The 19,919-nt window shown below is 67.6% G+C and carries 16 protein-coding genes; 4 read left to right on the plus strand and 12 right to left on the minus strand.

What is annotated here, in order from left to right; translation table 11 throughout:
• Positions 1 to 9 precede the first annotated feature (9 nt).
• The 4 genes from ACTG4X_RS11190 to ACTG4X_RS11205 are packed head-to-tail and all read left to right on the plus strand — an operon-like array spanning position 10 to position 5,203.
• The gene (locus ACTG4X_RS11190) at positions 10 to 1,821 is read left to right on the plus strand and encodes an FAD-dependent oxidoreductase (RefSeq protein WP_440533819.1); all 1,812 of its coding nucleotides are present in this window, start codon (positions 10 to 12) and stop codon (positions 1,819 to 1,821) included.
• A complete protein-coding gene (locus ACTG4X_RS11195; protein ID WP_093177974.1) occupies positions 1,818 to 3,665 on the plus strand; it encodes a 2-oxoacid:acceptor oxidoreductase subunit alpha in 1,848 nt (615 codons plus the stop codon). The genes ACTG4X_RS11190 and ACTG4X_RS11195 overlap by 4 nt, the downstream gene beginning before the upstream one ends.
• Positions 3,662 to 4,717, plus strand: coding sequence for a 2-oxoacid:ferredoxin oxidoreductase subunit beta (locus ACTG4X_RS11200; protein WP_093058201.1), 1,056 nt, complete (start codon positions 3,662 to 3,664; stop codon positions 4,715 to 4,717). The genes ACTG4X_RS11195 and ACTG4X_RS11200 overlap by 4 nt, the downstream gene beginning before the upstream one ends.
• A 48-nt stretch (positions 4,718 to 4,765) precedes the next feature.
• Positions 4,766 to 5,203, plus strand: coding sequence for a CBS domain-containing protein (locus ACTG4X_RS11205; protein ID WP_258350472.1), 438 nt, complete (start codon positions 4,766 to 4,768; stop codon positions 5,201 to 5,203).
• 75 nt (positions 5,204 to 5,278) lie between these two features.
• Here the strand turns inward: ACTG4X_RS11205 and ACTG4X_RS11210 are convergent, their stop codons facing one another.
• The 12 genes from ACTG4X_RS11210 to ACTG4X_RS11265 all read right to left on the minus strand — a co-directional run bounded on the left by ACTG4X_RS11210 (position 5,279) and on the right by ACTG4X_RS11265 (position 19,919).
• On the minus strand, positions 5,279 to 6,670 hold the full coding sequence (locus tag ACTG4X_RS11210) for a hypothetical protein (RefSeq protein WP_440533820.1): 1,392 nt from the start codon (positions 6,668 to 6,670) through the stop codon (positions 5,279 to 5,281).
• A gap of 63 nt (positions 6,671 to 6,733) precedes the next feature.
• Positions 6,734 to 7,993 carry a type VI secretion system protein TssA gene (tssA, locus tag ACTG4X_RS11215; RefSeq protein WP_440533821.1) on the minus strand — a complete coding sequence of 420 codons (1,260 nt, stop codon included), beginning with the start codon at positions 7,991 to 7,993 and terminating at the stop codon, positions 6,734 to 6,736.
• Positions 7,978 to 12,060 (minus strand): type VI secretion system protein, encoded by a 4,083-nt coding sequence (locus tag ACTG4X_RS11220; protein ID WP_440533822.1) that lies wholly within the window; start codon positions 12,058 to 12,060, stop codon positions 7,978 to 7,980. The genes tssA and ACTG4X_RS11220 overlap by 16 nt, the downstream gene beginning before the upstream one ends.
• Before the next feature lie 43 nt (positions 12,061 to 12,103).
• Positions 12,104 to 12,865 (minus strand): DotU family type IV/VI secretion system protein, encoded by a 762-nt coding sequence (locus ACTG4X_RS11225; protein WP_093058205.1) that lies wholly within the window; start codon positions 12,863 to 12,865, stop codon positions 12,104 to 12,106.
• Positions 12,866 to 12,874: 9 nt separating this feature from the next.
• Positions 12,875 to 14,215, minus strand: a complete 1,341-nt coding sequence (gene tssK, locus ACTG4X_RS11230) for a type VI secretion system baseplate subunit TssK (RefSeq protein ID WP_440533823.1) — start codon at positions 14,213 to 14,215, stop codon at positions 12,875 to 12,877.
• Between the two features lie 65 nt (positions 14,216 to 14,280).
• Positions 14,281 to 14,757: a hypothetical protein gene (locus ACTG4X_RS11235; RefSeq protein WP_093058207.1), complete on the minus strand. Its 477-nt coding sequence runs from the start codon at positions 14,755 to 14,757 to the stop codon at positions 14,281 to 14,283.
• A complete protein-coding gene (locus tag ACTG4X_RS11240; RefSeq protein ID WP_440533824.1) occupies positions 14,754 to 16,235 on the minus strand; it encodes a dicarboxylate/amino acid:cation symporter in 1,482 nt (493 codons plus the stop codon). The genes ACTG4X_RS11235 and ACTG4X_RS11240 overlap by 4 nt, the downstream gene beginning before the upstream one ends.
• On the minus strand, positions 16,208 to 16,942 hold the full coding sequence (locus tag ACTG4X_RS11245) for an aspartate/glutamate racemase family protein (protein ID WP_440533825.1): 735 nt from the start codon (positions 16,940 to 16,942) through the stop codon (positions 16,208 to 16,210). The genes ACTG4X_RS11240 and ACTG4X_RS11245 overlap by 28 nt, the downstream gene beginning before the upstream one ends.
• A gap of 13 nt (positions 16,943 to 16,955) precedes the next feature.
• On the minus strand, positions 16,956 to 18,230 hold the full coding sequence (locus tag ACTG4X_RS11250) for a dicarboxylate/amino acid:cation symporter (RefSeq protein ID WP_093058209.1): 1,275 nt from the start codon (positions 18,228 to 18,230) through the stop codon (positions 16,956 to 16,958).
• A gap of 23 nt (positions 18,231 to 18,253) precedes the next feature.
• Positions 18,254 to 19,288 (minus strand): ABC transporter substrate-binding protein, encoded by a 1,035-nt coding sequence (locus tag ACTG4X_RS11255; RefSeq protein ID WP_440533826.1) that lies wholly within the window; start codon positions 19,286 to 19,288, stop codon positions 18,254 to 18,256.
• Positions 19,285 to 19,491: a hypothetical protein gene (locus ACTG4X_RS11260; RefSeq protein ID WP_256330894.1), complete on the minus strand. Its 207-nt coding sequence runs from the start codon at positions 19,489 to 19,491 to the stop codon at positions 19,285 to 19,287. The genes ACTG4X_RS11255 and ACTG4X_RS11260 overlap by 4 nt, the downstream gene beginning before the upstream one ends.
• 38 nt (positions 19,492 to 19,529) lie before the next feature.
• On the minus strand, positions 19,530 to 19,919 hold the full coding sequence (locus ACTG4X_RS11265) for a DUF4280 domain-containing protein (RefSeq protein ID WP_093078883.1): 390 nt from the start codon (positions 19,917 to 19,919) through the stop codon (positions 19,530 to 19,532).

Here is a 19,919-nt window from a genome sequence, read left to right on the forward strand (position 1 = left end):
AGACACGCATTGCAGCGAACGAACATTGCCAACCCGGCCTATTTCCACAAGGTCGTCGATTGCCAGTACGCCTGCCCGGCGCACACCCCCGTCCCTGAATACATCCGCATGATCGCGCAGCGCCGCTACAGCGACGCCTACATGATCAACTGGGTGTCCAACGTCTTCCCCGGCATCCTGGGGCGCACCTGCGACCGGCCCTGCGAGCCGGCCTGCAGGCGAGGGCGGGTGGAAGAGGGCAACACGGGGGAGCCCGAGCCGGTGGCCATCTGCAGGCTCAAGCGCGTGGCAGCCGACATGAAGGACGATGTGCGCGCGCGCATGCCCAAGCTGGAGCCGAAGAACGGCAAGCGTGTTGCCTGCGTCGGTGCGGGGCCGGCCTCGCTCACCGTCGCACGCGACCTGGCGCCTTTGGGCTACGAAGTGACGGTGTTCGACGGCGAAGCCAAGGCCGGCGGCTTCATCCGCACGCAGATACCGCGCTTTCGCCTGCCGGAGTCGGTGATCGACGAGGAGACGGGCTACATCCTCGACCTGGGCGTCGAGTTCCGCAGCGGCGAGCGCATCGACTCGATGACGGCTCTGATGGCGCAAGAGTGGGACGCGATCTTCGTTGGCTGCGGCGCACCGCGCGGGCGCGACCTGGATGTGCCTGGCCGACAGGAAGCGGCGGCCAGCATCCACATCGGCATCGACTGGCTCAACTCGGTTTCTTTCGGCCACGTCAGCAGCATCGGCAAGCGCGTGATCGTGCTGGGCGGTGGCAACACGGCAATGGACTGCTGCCGCTCGGCCCGCCGCCTGGGCGGCACCGACGTGAAAGTCATCGTGCGCAGCGGCTTCGCGGAGATGAAGGCCTCGCCCTGGGAAAAGGAAGACGCCCAGCACGAAGGCATTCCGATCATCGACTTCCACGTGCCCAAGGCCTTCGTCCACGAAGACGGCAAGCTCTTGGGCATGCGCTTCGAGATCGTCCGCGCCGAGTACGACGACAAGGGCCGCCGTACGCTGGTGCCCACCGGCGAGCCGGACGCGTATTTCGAATGCGACGAAGTGCTGGTCGCGGTGGGCCAGGAAAACGCATTCCCGTGGATCGAGCGCGATTGCGGCATCGCCTTCGACAAGTCGGGCCTGCCGAAGCTGGACGAGAACACCTTCCAGTCGACGGTGCCCAACGTGTTCTTCGGCGGCGATGCGGCCTTCGGCCCCAAGAACATCATCACGGCCGTGGCCCATGGCCACGAGGCTGCGGTGTCGATCGACAAGCTGCTGCGTGCCGAGCCGGTCTACGTTCGCCCGGCGCCGATGACCAACCTGGTCTCGCAGAAGATGGGCATCCACGAGTGGAGCTACGACAACGACACCTCCAACGACCTGCGCTACAAGGTGCCGTGGGCCAAGGCAGAGACCGCACTGGCCAGCATCCGCGTGGAAGTGGAACTGGGCTTCGACGCAGCCACCGCCTTCAAGGAGGCCGAGCGCTGCCTGAACTGCGATGTGCAGACCGTGTTCACCGAAGCTGCCTGCATCGAATGCGATGCCTGCGTGGACATCTGCCCGATGGACTGCATCAACTTCATCGACAACGGCGAAGAAGTCGAGTTGCGATCACGGCTCAAGGCGCCGGCGCTGAACCTGGCGCAAGACCTGTATGTATCCGGCGGGCTCAAGACGGGCCGGGTGATGGTCAAGGATGAAGACGTCTGTCTGCACTGCGGCCTGTGCGCCGAGCGCTGCCCCACGGGCGCGTGGGACATGCAGAAGTTCTTGTTGAAGATGACGCCCGCCGGGCAAGGGCATGCGCAGGAGGTGACCGCATGAAACAGATCGAGGCGGTCAACGACTTCGTCATCAAGTTCGCCAACGTCAACGGCTCGGGTTCGGCCTCTGCCAACGAACTGTTCGCCAAGGCCATCCTGCGCATGGGCGTGCCGGTGAGTCCGCGCAACATCTTTCCCAGCAACATCCAGGGCCTGCCGACCTGGTACGAGGTGCGCGTGACCGAGCAGGGCCATCTCGGGCGGCGCGGCGGCACCGACATGATGGTGGCGATGAATCCGCAGACCTGGGAGGCCGACCTGGCCGAACTGGAGCCCGGCGGCTATCTCTTCTACGACAGCACGCGGCCGTTGCCGCCATCGAAGTTCCGCAGCGACGTTCGCGTGATCGGCATGCCGCTCACCGAAATCTGCAACGCCGTTTATCAGGACCCGCGGCAGCGCCAGCTGTTCAAGAACATCGTCTACGTGGGCGCCCTGGCCATCCTGCTTGGCATAGAGCCGGAGGTGGTCGAGAAGCTGTTCGGCGAACAGTACAAGGGCAAGGAAAAGCTGTTGGCCTCCAATGTGCAGGCGCTGCACCTGGGCTGCGATTTCGCGCGGGAGAACCTGCACGAGCCATTGGGGCTGCGGGTGCGGCGTGCCGACGGGGTTGGCAACCGGATCTTCGTCGATGGCAACAGCGCCGCCGCGCTGGGCTGCGTGTATGGCGGTGCCACGGTCGCGGCCTGGTATCCGATCACGCCGTCGTCCTCGGTGGCCGAGGCCTTCCAGAAGTACTGCACCAAGTTCCGCGTGGACCCGGCCACCGGCCAGCACCGCTTTGCCATCGTGCAGGCGGAAGACGAGCTCGCATCGATTGGCGTGGTGGTCGGCGCTGGATGGAACGGTGCACGGGCCTTCACCGCGACCTCGGGGCCGGGCATTTCGCTGATGAGCGAGTTCATCGGGCTGGCCTACTTTGCGGAGATCCCCGTCACGCTCATCAACGTGCAGCGCGGCGGCCCTTCCACCGGTATGCCGACGCGCACGCAGCAGGCGGACATCCTCTCGTGCGCGTATGCCTCGCACGGCGATACCAAGCACGTGCTGCTGTTTCCCGAGGACCCGCACGAGTGCTTCGAGCATGCGGCGGCGGCGCTGGACCTGGCCGACCGGCTGCAGACGCCGGTGTTCGTGATGACGGACCTGGACATCGGCATGAACCAGCGCCTGTGCGAGCCCTTTGCCTGGGACGACAGCAAGGCCTACGACCGCGGCAAGGTCATGAGCGCCGAAGAGCTCGAGGCGGGCCGCGACTTCGGCCGCTACAAGGACGTGGACGGTGACGGCATTCCCTGGCGCACGCTGCCGGGCACGCACCCGACCAAGGGCAGCTACTTCACGCGCGGCACGACGCGCGACGCCTACGCCCGCTACTCGGAGCGCGGGCCGGACTACATCTACAACATGGAGCGGCTGCTGAAGAAGTTCGCGACAGCGGCCACGCTGGTGCCGCAGCCTGTGCTTCGGCCCGCCGCCGAAAAGACCAAGCTGGGCGTGATCTATTTCGGTTCGACCAGCCCGTCGATGCACGAGGCGCTGCAAGCACTGGAAGAGCGCGGCATCCATCTCGATGCACTGCGGCTGCGCGCCTTTCCCTTCCCGGACAGCGTGGTGCAGTTCCTGGCGCAGCATGAAAAGGTGTTCGTGGTCGAGCAGAACCGCGACGCACAGATGCGCAGCCTGCTGGTGAACGAACTGGACGCCGATCCGGCGCGGTTGATACGGGTGCTGCATTTCGACGGCACGCCCATCACCGCGCGCTTCATCGTGCAGTCGATCAGCGCGCATGTGCAACAACAGACGCAAGCCTCCGGCAGCACCGATAAGAAAGAGCCTGCATGACCTACCTTGCCAAGCCCCGGTTGCGTCACCCGACGCTGGCCACCAACAAGGTCGGCTACACGCGACGCGACTACGAGGGAAAGATCTCCACGCTGTGCGCCGGCTGCGGCCACGACTCCATCTCCGCCGCCATCATCGAGGCCTGCTGGGAGCTGGACATCGAACCGCATCGCGTGGCCAAGCTCTCGGGCATTGGCTGCAGCTCGAAGACGCCGGATTACTTTCTGGGCGCATCGCACGGCTTCAACACCGTGCACGGCCGCATGCCCAGCGTGCTGACCGGCGCCAACCTCGCCAACCGCGACCTGCTGTACCTGGGCGTTTCGGGCGACGGCGATTCGGCTTCCATCGGTCTGGGCCAGTTTGCCCACGCCATGCGGCGCGGCGTGCGCATGGCCTACATCGTGGAGAACAACGGCGTCTATGGCCTCACCAAGGGCCAGTTCTCCGCCACCGCCGACCAGGGCTCGAAAAGCAAGAAGGGCGTCGTCAACACAGACAGCCCGGTGGACCTCGTGGCCATGGCGCTGCAGTTGGGCGCCAGCTACGTGGGGCGGGGTTTTTCGGGTAACAAGGCGCAACTTGTGCCACTGATAAAAGGGGCGATCAGCCATGGTGGCTCCGCCTTCATCGACGTCATCAGCCCCTGCGTTGCCTTCAACAACCACCCCGGCAGCACCAAGAGCTACGACTACGTGCGAGAGCACAACGAGGCGGTGAGCCGCATCGACTTCATCAGCGGGCGGGACGAAATCGTCGCCGATATCGAACCGGGCGAGGTGATGGACGTGCGCCAGCACGACGGCACGCTGCTGCGCCTGCGCAGCCTGCACCCCGACTACAACCCTGGCGACCGCTATGCCGCCATGGCCTACATGCAGCGGCACCACGAGATGGGCGAGGTGGTGACCGGCCTGCTCTATGTCGACCCGCTGGCCACCGACCTGCACACGGCGCTCAACACCAGCGACCAGTCGCTCAACGCGATGGGGCCTGACCAGCTTTGCCCCGGCGCCACGGCGCTGGAGCGGCTCAACGCCTCCTTGCGCTGAGCCGCTGTCGGCGGCACCATCCACGACGCCACTTCCGGAGGGTGCATCATGACCGAGCGCACTGTTTTCCAGTCCATCTCGCGCAAGCACGTGATCAGCCTGGGTCCGCAGGCGAACGTGCGCGACGCCGCATGCGTGATGACGCGTGCCAACTGCGGCAGCGTGCTCATCATGGACCTGCCCGACACGCTGCTGGGCATTCTGACCGAGCGCGACCTGATGACCCGGGTGCTGGCCAAGGGGCTGGACCCTGATCGCACGGCGGTGCGCGACGTGATGACGCCCAACCCGATCTGCGTGCCGCCAGAGACGCTGGTGTCCGATGCGGTGGTGCTCATGCTCGAACGGGGCTTTCGCCACCTGCCGCTGGCGGCAGGGGCGAAGATCCTCGGCGTGTTCTCGGTGCGCGATGCGCTGCCAAGGGAGATCGGCGCGGCCGTGAGCCTGACCGAGTTCCGCGAGCAGGTGAACGACGTGCTGGGTTGAGGCACGGCGTTCGGTCCCGCGGCGACCGCCGCTGCCTAAAGGGACCCGGTGCGCGGTCTCGCGAGACCTTGGCTCCTAGAGATTTGTGGCTGACTTTGGCGCTTCTTGCGGCTCCTGGACCTCGACCACTCTGGCGACCGAACCGTGCACGCTCGTGGTCGCGCCGGTGGGCACCGGTGTGGCCTTGGCCCAAGTCACGATCCTGTCGAACTCCGACTTGGCGAGTTGCAGGTTCGCGGCATCTATCGGGGCGGGCAGGCGCGTGTTTGCCAGCAAGGTCGGCTGGGGCCGCGTGCGTGCCTCTGTCGGCTTGCGCTGAGGCTCGTTCAGAACGGGCGCGGGCGTAAACCTCGTCTGTCCCCTGAATGGCCTTCCCAGCCGGAAGCCCTGCACCATGCCGGCCAGATGTGCGCTGTTGCTCGCGGCGTGGCTGGAGACGGCGCTTGGCTGGTAGCGCTTTGCGCTCTCGTTGCGCCAGTAAAGCTGCTGCTTGATGCCGGCCGGTTTGTCCACGACCTGGCGCTCGAATCCGGGCACCTTGCCGATCCACTTGGCCATGCGTTCCGCCTGCTGGTTGAATCTTTCCTCGAGGTAGAGCGTGCGGATGCCGAGCAGCGCGGGGACTTCGATCATCCCGCTGCGCATGCCGATGATCGACACGCCCGTGTATTCCTCGGCCAGCAGGCACCACAGGCCCAGTTGCGCGGAGCGCGGATCGACCGTGACATCGGTCCACAGCTGGGTCCAGTCGGTGTCTTTCCAGAACTCTGCCAGGGTGGGCAGCGTACGCAGGCCGATGTAGTCGCCTGCGGCCACGGGAATGACGGAAGACGAGCGGCCGATCTCCTCATGCAGCATGCGCCACGTCAGGATCGACGTGAAGTGATGCGCCTTCTCGGCCCTTCTCGGGCCCTCCTTCGCGAACAGGAAGACATAGGCGCGTTTCTGGAGAAAGCCTCGATCCGTCAGGAACTTGCGGACGTCCGGGCGCTTGTCGATGACGCCGGGACCCGTTTTCTTCGGGACCTTGTCCAGTCGCCAGAGGGCCCGCGTACTGTTTCGTGTGCTCCCTGCATCTTTCTGGAAGGCATCCGCAATGACGCCCGTGCCGAAGGTCGCGGAGCACATGCGGATAGGGAATGGAATCATCGTCTTCATGAAGCCGGGAAGATTCTTGAAATCCCTGCTGCTTACCAGCCGGTAGACATCCTTCATGCACTTTTCGCCCGCCGCGAGAGACGGATCGGACGAATGAATGATCTGAATAGAGGCCACGCGGCTCGCATCTACGATGGATTTGTAGAAGTTCTCCAGCTCCAGTCCCTGGACGCGCAAGGACGGGCTGTAGATGATCAGCACCCCCAGCTTCGCCTTCAGCTTGAGGGCCGTAGCGATGGAGTTGCGGTCTCCACTCATGTGGGCACCCTGGACCAGGACCTCTTCGACGTCAGCGCTCTTGAACGGCATGCGATACCTTTCGTGGAGAAGGGGGTTTCCCCATTTCAGAAAAACAAGATCGCCGCCTCGTCTCTATGCATCGGGCCTGACGCCGATGATCGAAAAGAAGCGGTTCAGGTCACCGTCCTCGCGCAACACCTCCTGCATCAGTTGAGGCAATGGCATGCGCCCCCAGGCCACCGCGCGGTTGACGAGGTAGGGCGTCGGGCTGTGCGGCTCCTCGCGCATCAGGTAGGCGGCGGCCAGCTCCAGCAGCTGGTAGGCCTCGGCGCGGCTGCCGATGCGCCCGCTCGCCGCGGCTTGTGGCAGCGGCCCGGAAGGAGGAGAGATGGGAGAAGGAGAAAGAGGGGCTTCGCTCATGTCGTTGTCGTCCATCGAGGTCGCAGCGGGAGTTGATGCATATGCCGCCCAGCTGGCGGACGGCTCCACCGGCATGGCCGGCTCTTCTGGCTCTTCTTCGTCGCGCGGGTCGCGCTCCTGCAGCAGGCTGCGCAGCGCTTGCCGCATGCGCGCCAGCATCTCCGCCACCTTCGAAAGGCTGGGCGCATCGGCGCCAAAGCGTTCGTCGAGCAGGGCTGTCAGCTCCTGCCAGATGTCGGCGGCCAGCGCCACCCGGTCGTCGAGCGCGGCAAGCGCATGCAGGTCGCGCGCTGCGTGGTCCAGGATGTCCTGGCGCGATACCGTCTGCGCGTTCGGCTCCTCGGCCACGTCCTTTGCCTTCGACTTGGCGTTGCCTGCGGCGGCGGCCGCACCGGCGCCGAACTCGGTGGTCAGCGCGCGCTGCCAGTCGCCAAGGTTGATGAAGGGCGGGGAGAAATCCGGCCATGCGAGCAGCGGCACGCGCATCAGCAGGGTCTGCGCGAGGGTGTCGTTGAGCCACACGAAGGTGGCCGTGCGCATGTCGGCGTCGCCGTCTTCTCCGATGCATGGATGCACGTCTTGCCAGAAGTCGCGCGCCAGCCCTTCGAGCAGCCGCGTGCCGGCGATCAGCCCGTCGATCGCATGGCGATGCACCCACGCTTCGGTGAGCCATGCGGCCACCTGCAGGTCCTTGCTGCGCCGTTGCAGCACCTCGGCGCACAACATTTCGGTGGCGCGCCAGTCGGCCTTCTTGAGCGGACGGGTCCATTCGCCCATCGGCAGGCTGGCGTCTTCCTCCATGCGCGCATCGCGGATGCGGGAGTACACCGGGTCGTAGCGCAGCGGCGGCCCGGCGGGGCCTTCGCCTTCTATTTCCAGCGGCGCGAGGAAGGCCGCGAGGTCGGGTGCGAAGCCGTTGGCGGCCTCGGTGTTCAGGGGGGCGAGCACGGCGGCCATCAGGGCGTGTTCCATTCAGGGGCGCGCATCGGGAACGCGGCGGGCCAGATCAGGGCGGTCTTCTTGCCGGCGGGGCTTGCGGCAACGCGCAGGAACACGCGCGCGCGTCCTCCCGCAGGCGACTGGGCGGTGTCGCCAGCCGACTGGGCCACCAGCGGAAACTCGAACTTCAGCAACTGCGAGCGGCCGTCCGGCCGTTGCACCGTGTCGGCTTCACGCTGGCGCTGCGCCAGCGTGAACAGCGCCCACGGGTCGGCGAAGCGGAAGCTCACGGTCTGGCCGTCGGTCAGCAGCGCGTGCTGTTGCGGGTCGGCGCGCGCCACCAGTGGCGAGTCTTTCGCGATGCGCAGCACCAGCGCCACCGGCATGCCGTATTCCCAGCGCAGCGTGCGCGGCGGGTCGCGCTGCTTGAGCACCTGGTCGCCGACTTCGAAGGACCAGTCGATGATCTTGTTGCCCTCGATCTCGGCGCCGGTGTTCACGCGGAAGTCCACGCTCAGGTCGTAGCCCGGCGCGGCGCCTTCCTCCGTCGGGAACAGCGGCAGCATGAAGTCGCGTGCGCGGCCGAACTGCTCCGCGAAGCGGCGCGCGGCCGTCCCCGGCATGGCCGAGGTGCGCACGGCGCCGTCGGTGCGGTTGTCCTTCAGCGCGCGCGACAGCGGGTCGAAGGCTCGCGCGAGGTCGTTCACGTCCGCCGGGTCGGCCAGGTCGAAGGCGCGGCCCGTCGCCGCGCCGAACGGATGCCGGCCCGCCAGCGAGCGGTTGAAGCGCGTGGAGAACTGCGTCCACAGCTCCTGCTGGTCGCCGAACTGCAGCTCGTAGCAGCGCGCGAGCAGGGCGCTGTAGATCTGCTGGTGGCGGTCGGCAAAGTAGTCGCCGATGCGCGCCGCCGGCGCCTTGCCGGCCAGCTTGGCGGCGCAGGTCTCGCGGTCGATCTCGGCGCCGGTCGTGCCAAGGAACTGTTCGAGCAGCAGCAGGCTGCTGTTCGGGTTCTTCAGCCGGTAGCGCTCCAGGTCGCGGTTGATGGCCTGCCAGCGCTGCGCGAGCACCGAGCCCGCACCCGCGCCGTCGAGCGCCGCGATGTAGCTGTCGGCCAGCTTGCCCAGCGTTTCGGTGCGGTTGAACTGCTGCCCCAGGTAGGCCGCGAGCGAGCCCGTGTCCGGCACGCCGAAGGCGACCAGCATCGGCCCGCGCTCGCCGCGCCAGCCCTGGAAGTCGCGCCCGCGCATGGCGTACAGCTCCGACTGGTTGAAGGCTTCGTCCACGCCTTCCAGGCGTTGCAGCGCGTCGCGCGACATCATTGCGCGCAGGTCTTCGGCGCGCGGACCGGCGCCCATCTCGTACAGCAGCGCCTGTATCTTGGCCAGGCGCTGGCGCGAGGCTTCGTAGGCTGCGGCCTGCGTGTCGGTGGCCATGAGCGCGCCCGACGTGGGGCGCATGCCATCGTTCGCACCGGTCGCAGCCTCGGCCACCTGGTCGACCACGAGCTGCGCGAAGTGCGCATTCAGCGCGCTTTCGATGCCCGGGCGAACCATGGCCGGAAAGGCCGTCATGCCGTCGGTCATGTAGCGCTTGCGGATGTCGCCGACGGCCAGTGCCTGGTCGAGCCGCATGAGGTCCCATGTGGCCGTCGAGCGCAGGCCCGCGCCCGGCAGCTCGCGGTCGCGCGCGGCGGCCATGAAGGGCTGTGCCAGCAGCGCGGTGAGCGCGTCGCGCAGCGCGATGCGTTCGGGCGCCAGCGCGAAGCGGCCTTCCTTGTCCTGCCACACGAGGCCGGGCTGCGCGCCACCGAAGCGCAGGTTGAACTCGGCGCGGAATTTCTGGAAGGCATCTTGCGCGCGGCCGCGCACCGCATCGGCCGGCTCCTGCCCCAGCAGGCGGTTCTGTTCGATGCGCGCGATCGTGCGGTCGTACGAGGCGCCCAGCACCAGCACCGGCTGGCGCATCCAGCCGCCTTTGCCCGAGGCGACCAGGTCTTCCTGGTCCTTGATGGCGGCGATCACTTCGCGATAACTGGCCGTGGTGCGCGCGAAAGTGCCTGCGCTGGCGAGCGATGGCAGCAGCCGCCCCAGCGACTGCTCGGACACCAGCAGTTCGTTGTTGACGAACAGCCGCGTGTCGAGCTGCGCAGTGCCCTTGTCGAGCGCGCAGCGCAGCGCCGACTGCACCGGCGCCAGCGGAATCGCCAGTGCATTGCCCTCGGCCGCCTGGCGGAAGTAGCGCAGGTTGCGGCTCAGGTCGGCGGGCAGCTCGGCGCCCAGCGCGTAGCGCACGGCCACGCGCAGGTCTTCCGCATTGCCGGTGGAAGGCTGGCGCAGGCGCTCCACCGCCTGCAGGGCGGTGTCGAGCTGCTCGGCTGAACCCAGGTAGCGTTGCAGGGCGCCGAACTCGGGCTGGTCTTCCACCAGCAGGCCGTTCTTGCGCGGCGCATCGCCGATGGTCTTGAAGCTCGGCGGCAGGCTGCAATTGGCGCCGACGATGAATTCGCCGTTAGCCTCGTCCTGCTCCACGCCGCTCAGCTGGCTCACGCGGGCCATCAGCTCGCGGCGCAGCGTGCTCACGGCGATGTCGCCGAACTCGCGCTCGATGCGCTCTATCACGCGTTCGTTCAGGTCGTCGAAGGGCCGCCACGAGCCGGGCATGAAGAAGGAGTACGTGCCGTCGGTGCGCAGCCGCTCGTTCATGGCCAGCAGCGACAGCGCCTTGTTGCGGTACCACGCGGTCGGAATGGTCTCGCCGCGCTGCAGTGCGCGCATGCGGTATTGCGCATCGTGCTGCAGCTGCGAGAGCGCCGAAACCAGCGTGCTGTTGTGCCGGTGCAGCTGCCATGTGGCCACAACCAGGCCAATGCCCCAGCCGCTGAGGAACAAGATGGCCGTCCAGCGCAGCGCGCGGTGCAGCACCGGGCGCGCCAGTGTCTGCGTGCGCGACGGCCGCGTGAGGCCGTACTCGAGGAAGATCTTCTTCTCGAACAGGTCACGCAAGAACGCCGGCTGGCGCATCAGCTGCGCGATCAGGTCGCCGCCGATGGGCTCGAGGTCCTTCTGGCCGTAGCTGTCGTGCTCGGCGTCGATGGCGGCAACTGCCTGTGCCGATTCGCCGCTGTCGCCCGTCAGGTAGATGCCGCGGAAGAAGAAGGGCTCGTGGTACGCGCTCGGGCGCATCAGCTCATCGACATACAGCTGCAGCTGGCCGCGCAGCGCCTCGATGCGCGAAGGCAGCAGCAGTTGCGGGCCGGCGCCCTGCGGCGCGGTGTCTGTGGCGAAGAGCTCGGCCGACACGTCGGACACCGAACGCACCACGGTGCCCACCGCCTCGTCGACCCAGCCCGGCTGGTAGGTGGTCGACAGGTCATAAGGCGACGACCAGCCCAGCATGCTCGCGCGCAGCGGCTCGGGCAGGGCGCTCGCGAAGGCGCTGAAGCCTTCGAGGTGTTCCGCGCCGGTGACCAGCACATACACGGCGAAGCGCATCGCAAAGCGGTTCTGCGCGAGCCACAGGCGGCGGTGCGCGAGCTTGGCGCGCTTGGAGAGTTCGAGCCGGCCGTCGGTGCCGTCGTCGAGCAGCAGCGCCGCAGGAATGGTGATGACCACCGAGTCGAACGGCCGCTGCGGCCGGTAGGCCCGGCACATGCCAAGGAACTCGTCCCATGGCTTCTCGGAGGCGTCGTCGTCATCGGGCGAGCCGAGATAGGCGCCCTGGATGTCGATGACCACGCCGCGGTCGAAGAAGTGCCACGAGATGCCCTGCGTGGTCGCGGCAGAAGCCGACTCGGTGCTCAGTGCGCTCGCCACGCCCGACTGCTCGATGGGCAACTGGCGATGGTCGTCGCCCTCGTTGAGCAGCATGATCCACGGAATGCCGTAGCGGTCGGCGCGCGAGGCGATGTTGCCTTCGATCAGCTCCACGGCCTGGCGGAACGAACTGCGCAGCGAGTCGAAGCGGATGCGCGCGACCTTCGGGTCGCTCGACGGCTTGGCGTGCGAACGCCGTGCCGCAAAGTACAGCACCATGCCGAGCACGAGCAGCACCACCAGCGTGAGCACCGCGATGGAAATGAGGAAGAGCTGGTCTGTCAGCACGGTGACGACCTCCTGGGGCTCTTTGAATGGCGCGGCATGTCGTTCATCGCTGGTATGCCCCCGATGCATCGACCGCACCCGGCTGCAGCACCTGCCGCACCGGCCACGACTGCCACAGCCACAACAGCTCCGACACCGCCAGCAGCGAGGCGGTACACAGCAAGAACAGCACCGTCCAGCGGCTCAGCGTGGGCAGCTTGCGCGGAGCGATGTGCGAGAGCGTGCTCGCATAGGCGCGCTCCGACACCACGCGGTCGCGGCCCGAGAAGTCGGCCTGCCGCTGGTAGACGAACTGGAACAGCTCTTCGCGGTAGCCCAGCAGGCGCGCTTCTTCGCCGCCGCCGCGGTACTTGCCCTGGAAGCCCAGTGCCAGTGCAAAGAGATACAGCCGCGCGATGTCGCGGCGCGAAGGCTCGCGGCCCGACAGCAACTCTTCGATGCGGCTGAACACCAGGTCGCCGGCGATGTTGGTGCGGAACAGCGAAGACTCCAGCAGGTGGGCGGTCCAGCGCTCGCGGCCGATCCACGGCGTGTGCAGCAGGATCTCGTCGGCCAGCGCGGCCTTGAGGTAGCGCGCGTCGGCCACGTTCTCCAGCTCGAAGCGCGTGCTCTCGCGGCGCGATTCGAGCGACTGCAGCTCGAGCAGGTTCTCCAGGTGGCGGGCCAGCGCCTGCGCCACCATGTCGATGTCGGTCTCGCGCGATTCGGCGGTGCGGTCGCGCGCTTTCACGATCTCGTCGTAGAACGCGCGGAACTGCTTGGTGATGTGGTCGTCGACCGCAAGGTCGGGAAGGGTGCGTGCCATGGGGGTCGATCAGTCTTTGATGAACAGCACGATTTCCTGCGGCGGCTGCGCGGTGGCGCCTTCGTTCGCGTTGGCGATCACGAGCAGTTCGCCGGCTACTGTCAGCGCGGTGCTGGTCTGGATGGCGTAGAGCAGGTAGCCCGAGCCGGGACGCAGGCCGAGTTCGTCGGCCGACTCGATGGGGCGGCGCACCGCGCCCAGCACGCGGCGTTCGCGCAACGAGGGGTAGGCCGACTGCGCGCCGACGATGGCGCTGTCCATCCAGGCGAGCAGATCCTTGTCGGACTGGCCGCGCAGGCCGACCACGATGCGCGTGCCGGCCAGCCACTGCGGCTGCAGCGTGGTCTCGAATGCGCCCTGGCGAAACTCGAACTTGTGCTCGCGGTACTCCTGGCTCACTTCGGACACCGCGTCGCGCAGCGCCAGCAGCAGCGGCTGGAACACGCGCGAGGGGTTCGCATGGTCATAGTCCATCGGCACCGGCGGCAGGCCGCCGGGCCGCAGCAGGCTCAGCGATGCCAGCAGCGCGCACAGCGACCAGTACATCGGCAGCGGATGCAGATGCGGCGTGCGCAGCACGGCCTCGGCATGCGGCAGGCCCGACAGCAGGCTGCGCAGCCGGTCCTTCAGTTCGAGGTGCGCGAGGCGGTCGTCCACGCGTGAAGAGGGCACAGCCGTCTGCTTCGCGACGAAGGCCGCCTTGCCGCGCAGCTGGCCCAGCAGGCCGGCGGCCGCAGTCCACAGCGGGTTGTCGCGCGCTACTTCGAGCAGCGGCGGTTGCGCCTCGCCGAGCTTCACGACTTCGTTGTCCTTGAACACCTGGCCCAGGCGCAGATGCACGTGCGTGCCGGGCGGCACCGCGCCCGCGCTGAGTGCCAGGCGCGGCAGCATGCGGGGGATGTTCGCGGGCTCGGCGTCCGACACGGCGTCTTCCACCGGCGCGCCCGACACCGAGCGAAAGCGCACAGTCGCGCCGCGATGCCGCGCGGGACCGGCGACCGGCAGCGTGAGGTAGATGTCGAGCGGCTCGACGGCAAGCTGGTCTTTATGCGGCGCGAGCGAGAGTTCGAGCGCACCGTGCGCGGCCTCGGCGGCCGAGTACTGCACGGCGGTGCCGTCCGGCAGGATGGCGTCGAGCGCCAGCACGCGCAGCAGGCCGGCGGGCAGCAGGCCCTGGTCGAACACCAGGCGGCGCACGCCCCAGCTGAAGGGCGCGGCGGCCAGCGTCTGCCAGGCCACGAGGGAATCGGTGCGCGCCGAGAGTTGCTGGAAGTGCTGCGGCGACAGCAGCATGCCTTCATGCCACTCGATGCGGTCGGTGATGGGGGCGGCGCTGTGCACGTCAGACATGGCGGGCTCCTGCGCAGGAAGAAGAAAGATGGAATGCGGTGTTCACTGGCGAGGGTCCGGGTTGTTCAGCGTGTGGTCGACACGTCGAAGCTTTGAACGTCGAAGCGGGCGACAACGGCGCCCTTGAGGTCTTCCACCCGCACGCGATTGGCGCCGGGCGTGGTGTAGTTCGCGAAGACGAGCACGGCCGCCACGCGCTGCGAGCCGAAGGCGCTGGAGGGCACGCGAATCGTCTGGCCCGGCACCAGCTCCCACGAGAGGTAAGACAGGCTCTGCGGAAAGGTCTTCTGCAGGTCGGCGCGCGCACCGAACCACTTGGCTGCGGTGAGCTCGGTGATGCGGGCGAGCATGGTGTCGTCGAGCACCATCACCACGTCGACCGCCACCGGGCTGTTCTGGTTGGCGTCGGGCGAGGCCGACAGCGTGAGCTCGCTCCAGTTCACGCGCGTGCCCTTGGGAAACAGGCTGCCGCATGCGGCCAGCTGCGAGAGCAGCAGCAGGGCGGCGATCCATCTGAAGAGAAGAGTCTTTGTGCGGTTCATCGCGATATTCCAGGGTTCGCCGCGGCCGAAGTCGCATACGCGGCGGAGGGCTGTGCCTGCCGCGCGCCCACGGCAATGCCCATCAGCAAAATCAGCAGGGAGGCCAGCACGCTGCAGCCCGCCAGCAGCATGACGTTGCCGCGCGTGAGCACGAAGCGCAGCGGCTTCGCGGGTGCCGCGTCGGCGGCGGGCGCCGTCACGCGCTCCGACGGCAGGCCCGCCGACACGACGGAAATCAGCACGCAGGTGGCCAGCAGCGTCAGCAGGTTGCGCGGCCCCTCGCAGATCAGGTCGATGGCCAGGAACAGCGCCAGCGCGGCCTCGATGGGCAGCTGCAGCATCGCCAGCACGATGCCCGCGTAGCCCACGTTGGTCAGGCTGTTGTTGCCGGCCGAGGCGAAGGCCGCAACCGTCGCGCCCATGCCGATCATTCCGATGTCGGCCGCGCTGAGCGTGCGGTCGTAGAGGTTGGCCACGAACAGCGCCAGCAGCACGTAGTACAGCGCCGAGCCCGCGCGCAGGAACACCGAGGCGGTGGGCACCACCAGCTCGACGATGCCGCGGCTGAAGCCCAGGCGCGCGCTCATCGCCTCGATGGTGTGCGGAATGCTGGCCGTGGTGCTCGACGACATCAGGCTTACCAGCATCGGCGTCTTCAGGTGCTGCAGCACATCGGCCAGCGGCTGGTTGCCGCGCTGGTGGATCACCGCGATGGCGCCTGCGGCCAGCAGCGCCACCAGCGCCACGAAGTGCAGCAGGAAGCCGCTCATGGCGCGGATCGTCACCGCGTCGGTCTGCGCGAACACGTGCGCCGACATACCGAAGGCCACCACCGGCAGCAGGATGTTGGCGCGCGCGATGATGAGTTCGAGCGTGCGGTAGATGCCCTCGAACATGTGGTTGAGCGCGGCGTGCTGCGTGCGCGCCAGCGCGGCAAAGGCCAGGCCGAACAGCAGCGCGCACGACAGGATGCCCAGAGAGCGCCCCTCCACCAGCACGCGGAAGAAGTTGTCGGGCACCAGCGTGACGCGGGGGCGCTCGATGGCCGTTGCCTGCGTGCTGCTGTCGTGCAGGCGCATTTCGAGGTCGCCGCCGTCGCCGGCCTGCTGCACCAGTTCGCCCAGGTGCTCGCGCGATTCGGCGTCCAGGTGCGCGCCCGGTGCGTTCACCCAGCCCAGTGCCAGCCCGGTGCCCGCGCAGCTCATCACCAGCAGCAGCGCAAGGCCCGCGATCATCGCGATGCGCCGTCCCGGAAAGGGCAGCCCCATGGTCTGGCGCAGGCCGAAGAAAGTGGCGACCACCAGCAGCGGAATGGCTGCCATGCTCACGATGGCCAGGTAGACCTGCGCTGCCGTGTACCCCACGTCGCCCACCACGGGCGCATAGACGCCCACGACTCCGCCTGCCGCCATGCACAGAAGCAGGGCGAGCAGGCTGTGGGACATGCGCGTCAGGAAACCCATGTCGGCTTGTTCCATCCTTTGTCGAGTGCGAAGGCGACGGTGGCGCGGGCCAGCTCCAGCGAGCTGTCGATCAGCATCAGCGTGCTGTGCCCGGCGGCGTTCGCTGCCTTCGCGGCGATCGGCAATTCGGTGCAGCCCATGATCACCACGGTGGCGCCGGTGGCGGACAGCGCTTCCAGCGCAAGCTCGAAGGCTGCCGCGCCGGCCTGCACGTCACCACCCTTCACGGCGCGGATGCAGGCGTCTACATGGTCCTGGCCGTTCGTGGCGTCGGGCACCAGAAAGTCGATGCCGCGTTCGCGCAGCGCCTGCTGGTAGAAGCCAGAGGCCAGCGCGCCGCGCGTGGCGAGCACCGCCACCCGCACCGGCCGTTCGCCCGGTGTCGTGGCTATGGCGGCCACGCATGACTGCGCGATGTGGATCACCGGGGCCCGGCTGTGCTCGACCATCTGCGCATACCAGTGGTGCGACGAGTTGCAGGGAATCGCGATCACGCCCACGCCGATGTCATTGAGCACGTCGATGCCCGCGAGCAGCGCGCCCAGCGGGTCGGGCCCCGTGCCCAGGATGGCGCTGGAGCGGTCCGGCACGTGCGGCAGGTTTGCCACGATCACCGGCAAGTGCTCCTGGTCGCGCGTGGCGGGAGTGAGCTGGATGATCTTTTCCATGAAGTCCACCGTTGCCGATGGGCCCATGCCGCCGAGAACGCCGATGCGTGACATGAGTGCGTGCCCTCTAGATCTTCAGTGGCCGGGGGCACACGACAGCGACGGCCGCGGTGTTGCCAATGACTAGCACCAGCGTGCGCAGCATGTCGCACACCGGGTCTACCGCCAGGAACAGGATGAACGCCGCCTCGAAGGGCAGGCCCAGGTAGGTGCAGGTCATGCCGATCAGCGACACCGTCACCAGCCCCGTCATGCCCGCAGAGGCAAAGCCCGCGAGCACCGATGATGTGAGCACGATGCCGATTTCCACCGGCGACAGTGAGCGCCCGTAGATCTGCGCGATGAAGAGCGTGGCGCACACGTAGTACACGACGGGCCCGATGCGCAGCAGCGACACCGTGAGCGGCACCAGCAATTCAACCCGCGAGCGCGCGAAGCCCAGCCGCGTGACCAGGCTCTCGATCATGATCGGCATGCAGGTGGCGCTGCTGCGCGTGGCCAGCGCCAATGCGAAGGGGCCGCGCATGGCGTTGAGCGTCTGCCCCAGCGTGCCGTTGGAGCGCTTCCAGATGATCACGCACGCCACCGCCAGCAGCACCGTCGACACCACCAGGAAGGCCAGCACGAAGGCGCCCATCGCGCGCAGCGGCTCGATGCCCGTCTTGCCCAGTTGTGCCGCGCTCATGCAGAACAGCACCACCGGCAGCGGAAAGCTCAGCCAGCGCATCAGCGTCTGGCAGGCGTGATAGACGGTTTCGAGCGCCTGCGTGAGGCCGTCGGAAATGCGCGTGGGCACGTGCCCCACCGCCAGGCCGAACAGCAGCGCGAACACCAGCGTCTTCAGCGTGTCGCCGTTGGCCAGTGCCGTGAAGATGTTGGCGGGCACCAGGCTCACCAGCATGTCGGCGAAGCTGGCGGTTTTCTTCACTTCGTCGGTGCCGCGCAGGCTCATGGCCGTGTCGCTGGCGCTCAGGTCGCCGCCGACGATCTGGCCGAAGGTCTGCATGGTGCTGGCCGGCAGGTTCTCGCCGGGGCGAAGCAGCAGCAGCGTGGCCGCGCCGGCAATGGCCACGAAGGCCGAGAACGCGAGGAACACCAGCGCCACGCGGCCCAGCAGGCTGGCCGTGCCGCCGTCGCGAAACAGCCGCTGCAGGCTGAAGATCACGGCCGAGACCATGAAGGGCAGCGTGATCATCTTCAGCAGGTCGACGTAGATGTCGCCCACGAAGCTGAGGGTGGTCGCGAGCGGGGGTGCGAGCATGCCGAAGGCCACGCCGGCCCCGAGGCTGATGATCACGACCCAGGGGTTGAGGACGAAGGCGTAGAGCTTGGAGGAATTCATGATGGGTGCGTGTTCTTTGCGGCTCAGCGATCGAGTGCCTGCAGCACCTTCTGGATGTCCAGCTTCTCGGTGCGCTGGGCGAGGAACTGGTTGACGTAGGCCAGCAGCGTGGTGTCGGTCACGGCAACGCCGATGCCGAGGGTGTCTTCCAGGTCCTTCAGCGTCACGGTGCGCAGCACGAGCGATACGGTCGGGTCGGCCTTGAGCACGCGCTTGACCTCGAACTCGTCGCGATAGGCGCTCACGATCTCGCCCTTGTGCAGGGCCACCAGCACCTCGTTCCAGGTCGGAAACTCCTGCACCTTGGCGTGCGGGAAGTTGGTGCGCGCGTAGTCCGCGAAAGAAGATTTGGCGATCACGCCGATGCTGCCGTTGAAGTTGCGGATGACCTCCGGCAGCGGGCGCCCGTGCGAGAGCTGCGCGAACTTCACGCGGTTCAGGATCAGCGAGTGGTTCAGCGTGAGGTAGGCGTCGCTGAACGCGATGGTCTGCGTGCGTGCCAGCGTGCGTGACAGCTTGCTGATGGCCAGGTCGGCCTGGCCGTTGGCCAGCAGGTCGACCACCGCGTTGAAAGTGCCGGCCTCGCGGTTGAAGCGCAGCTTGACGCCCAGCTCCTTGGCGAGCGACTGCGCCAGGCCGACCTCGAGCCCGGTCCACTGGCCGGCGTCGTCGAAGAAGAAGAACGGCGGCGTGTCGACCTTGAGCATGGCCACCACGAGCTCGCCGCGCGTCACGATGCGCGCGATGTCGGGCGCGAGCAGGCGGCCGTCGGGCACGCGCACGAGGCCGTTGGTGAGCACGGGTGCCGGTGGCGCGACAGGGGCTGCCGGCTCGACCGGAAACGTGGGCGCAGGCACCGCAGCGGCGGGCGCAGCGAGTGCGGCTGGCACGGCGATCACGCCCTGCGCCACGGGCCGTTCGCCTGCCGCGCCAGCGGGGCCACCCGCGCAGAGGCCGGCCAGCGCCAGCAATGTTGGAAGGGCGAGGCGACGCAGCGCGCTGTGCATGCCCGTGAGGTGTCGTGTGTTGTTCGACATGCTTTGATCTACTTTGGTCATTGGGTGGAGGCGGCGGGAGCCGGCGCGGCTGTGGGGGCAGGTGCGGGGGAGGGCGACTGCAGCGGCGCAGGCGCCACGGCGGCGGGAGCCGAAGGGATGGGCGCAGGTGCCAGCAGCTTGCCGATCTCCACGCCCATCAGGAACAGGAGGACGCACAGCAGCACCAGGCAGGTCACCGTGATGGCGACCATGCGGGAGCTCATCGTGAAAACGTATTGCGACATGAGTTAGTAGGGATCGGTCAGGGAACCATTGAAGTGAACTGCCCCGGCACGACGACCTGGATCACGCCACCCCAGTTGCATGCGAGCTTCGAGCTGTCCTGCAGGGCGGGCATGCTGCCGACCAGCACCGTGGGCGAGCCGGGCGCCCAGGGCGCGGCCGTTACCGGAATGCAGGGCATCGGCGTGAAGGCGCCGAGCGCGGCGGCGGTGGCCGCGGCCACCATCGGGTTCGACATGCTGTTGCAGGTGCCGAAGGGCAGGATGTTGGCGATCGGCTTGTTGTCCATGATGGTGGCCGCCGGCACGCCACTGGTGACCACCGCGTTCACGGGCAGCACCACGAGGTTGGAAGGCGCGGCGCCGAAGCTGCACTGCAGCGTGGCCCCCATGCAGACGTGCATGCCCAT

Origin of the sequence: Variovorax sp. YR566 (assembly GCF_051992195.1) — a bacterium.
GTDB lineage: Bacteria > Pseudomonadota > Gammaproteobacteria > Burkholderiales > Burkholderiaceae_C > Variovorax.

Excerpts from the sequence above, each read along its gene's own strand:
- ACTG4X_RS11245 (WP_440533825.1), bottom strand. The coding sequence starts at position 16,942 with ATGTCACGCATCGGCGTTCTCGGCGGCATGGGCCCATCGGCAACGGTG.
- tssK (WP_440533823.1), bottom strand. The coding sequence starts at position 14,215 with ATGTCTGACGTGCACAGCGCCGCCCCCATCACCGACCGCATCGAGTGG.
- tssA (WP_440533821.1), bottom strand. The coding sequence starts at position 7,993 with ATGGAACACGCCCTGATGGCCGCCGTGCTCGCCCCCCTGAACACCGAG.
- ACTG4X_RS11210 (WP_440533820.1), bottom strand. The coding sequence starts at position 6,670 with ATGCCGTTCAAGAGCGCTGACGTCGAAGAGGTCCTGGTCCAGGGTGCC.
- ACTG4X_RS11240 (WP_440533824.1), bottom strand. The coding sequence starts at position 16,235 with ATGGAACAAGCCGACATGGGTTTCCTGACGCGCATGTCCCACAGCCTG.
- ACTG4X_RS11255 (WP_440533826.1), bottom strand. The coding sequence starts at position 19,288 with ATGACCAAAGTAGATCAAAGCATGTCGAACAACACACGACACCTCACG.
- ACTG4X_RS11265 (WP_093078883.1), bottom strand. The coding sequence starts at position 19,919 with ATGGGCATGCACGTCTGCATGGGGGCCACGCTGCAGTGCAGCTTCGGC.
- ACTG4X_RS11205 (WP_258350472.1), top strand. The coding sequence starts at position 4,766 with ATGACCGAGCGCACTGTTTTCCAGTCCATCTCGCGCAAGCACGTGATC.
- ACTG4X_RS11250 (WP_093058209.1), bottom strand. The coding sequence starts at position 18,230 with ATGAATTCCTCCAAGCTCTACGCCTTCGTCCTCAACCCCTGGGTCGTG.
- ACTG4X_RS11260 (WP_256330894.1), bottom strand. The coding sequence starts at position 19,491 with ATGAGCTCCCGCATGGTCGCCATCACGGTGACCTGCCTGGTGCTGCTG.
- ACTG4X_RS11195 (WP_093177974.1), top strand. The coding sequence starts at position 1,818 with ATGAAACAGATCGAGGCGGTCAACGACTTCGTCATCAAGTTCGCCAAC.
- ACTG4X_RS11225 (WP_093058205.1), bottom strand. The coding sequence starts at position 12,865 with ATGGCACGCACCCTTCCCGACCTTGCGGTCGACGACCACATCACCAAG.
- ACTG4X_RS11235 (WP_093058207.1), bottom strand. The coding sequence starts at position 14,757 with ATGAACCGCACAAAGACTCTTCTCTTCAGATGGATCGCCGCCCTGCTG.
- ACTG4X_RS11200 (WP_093058201.1), top strand. The coding sequence starts at position 3,662 with ATGACCTACCTTGCCAAGCCCCGGTTGCGTCACCCGACGCTGGCCACC.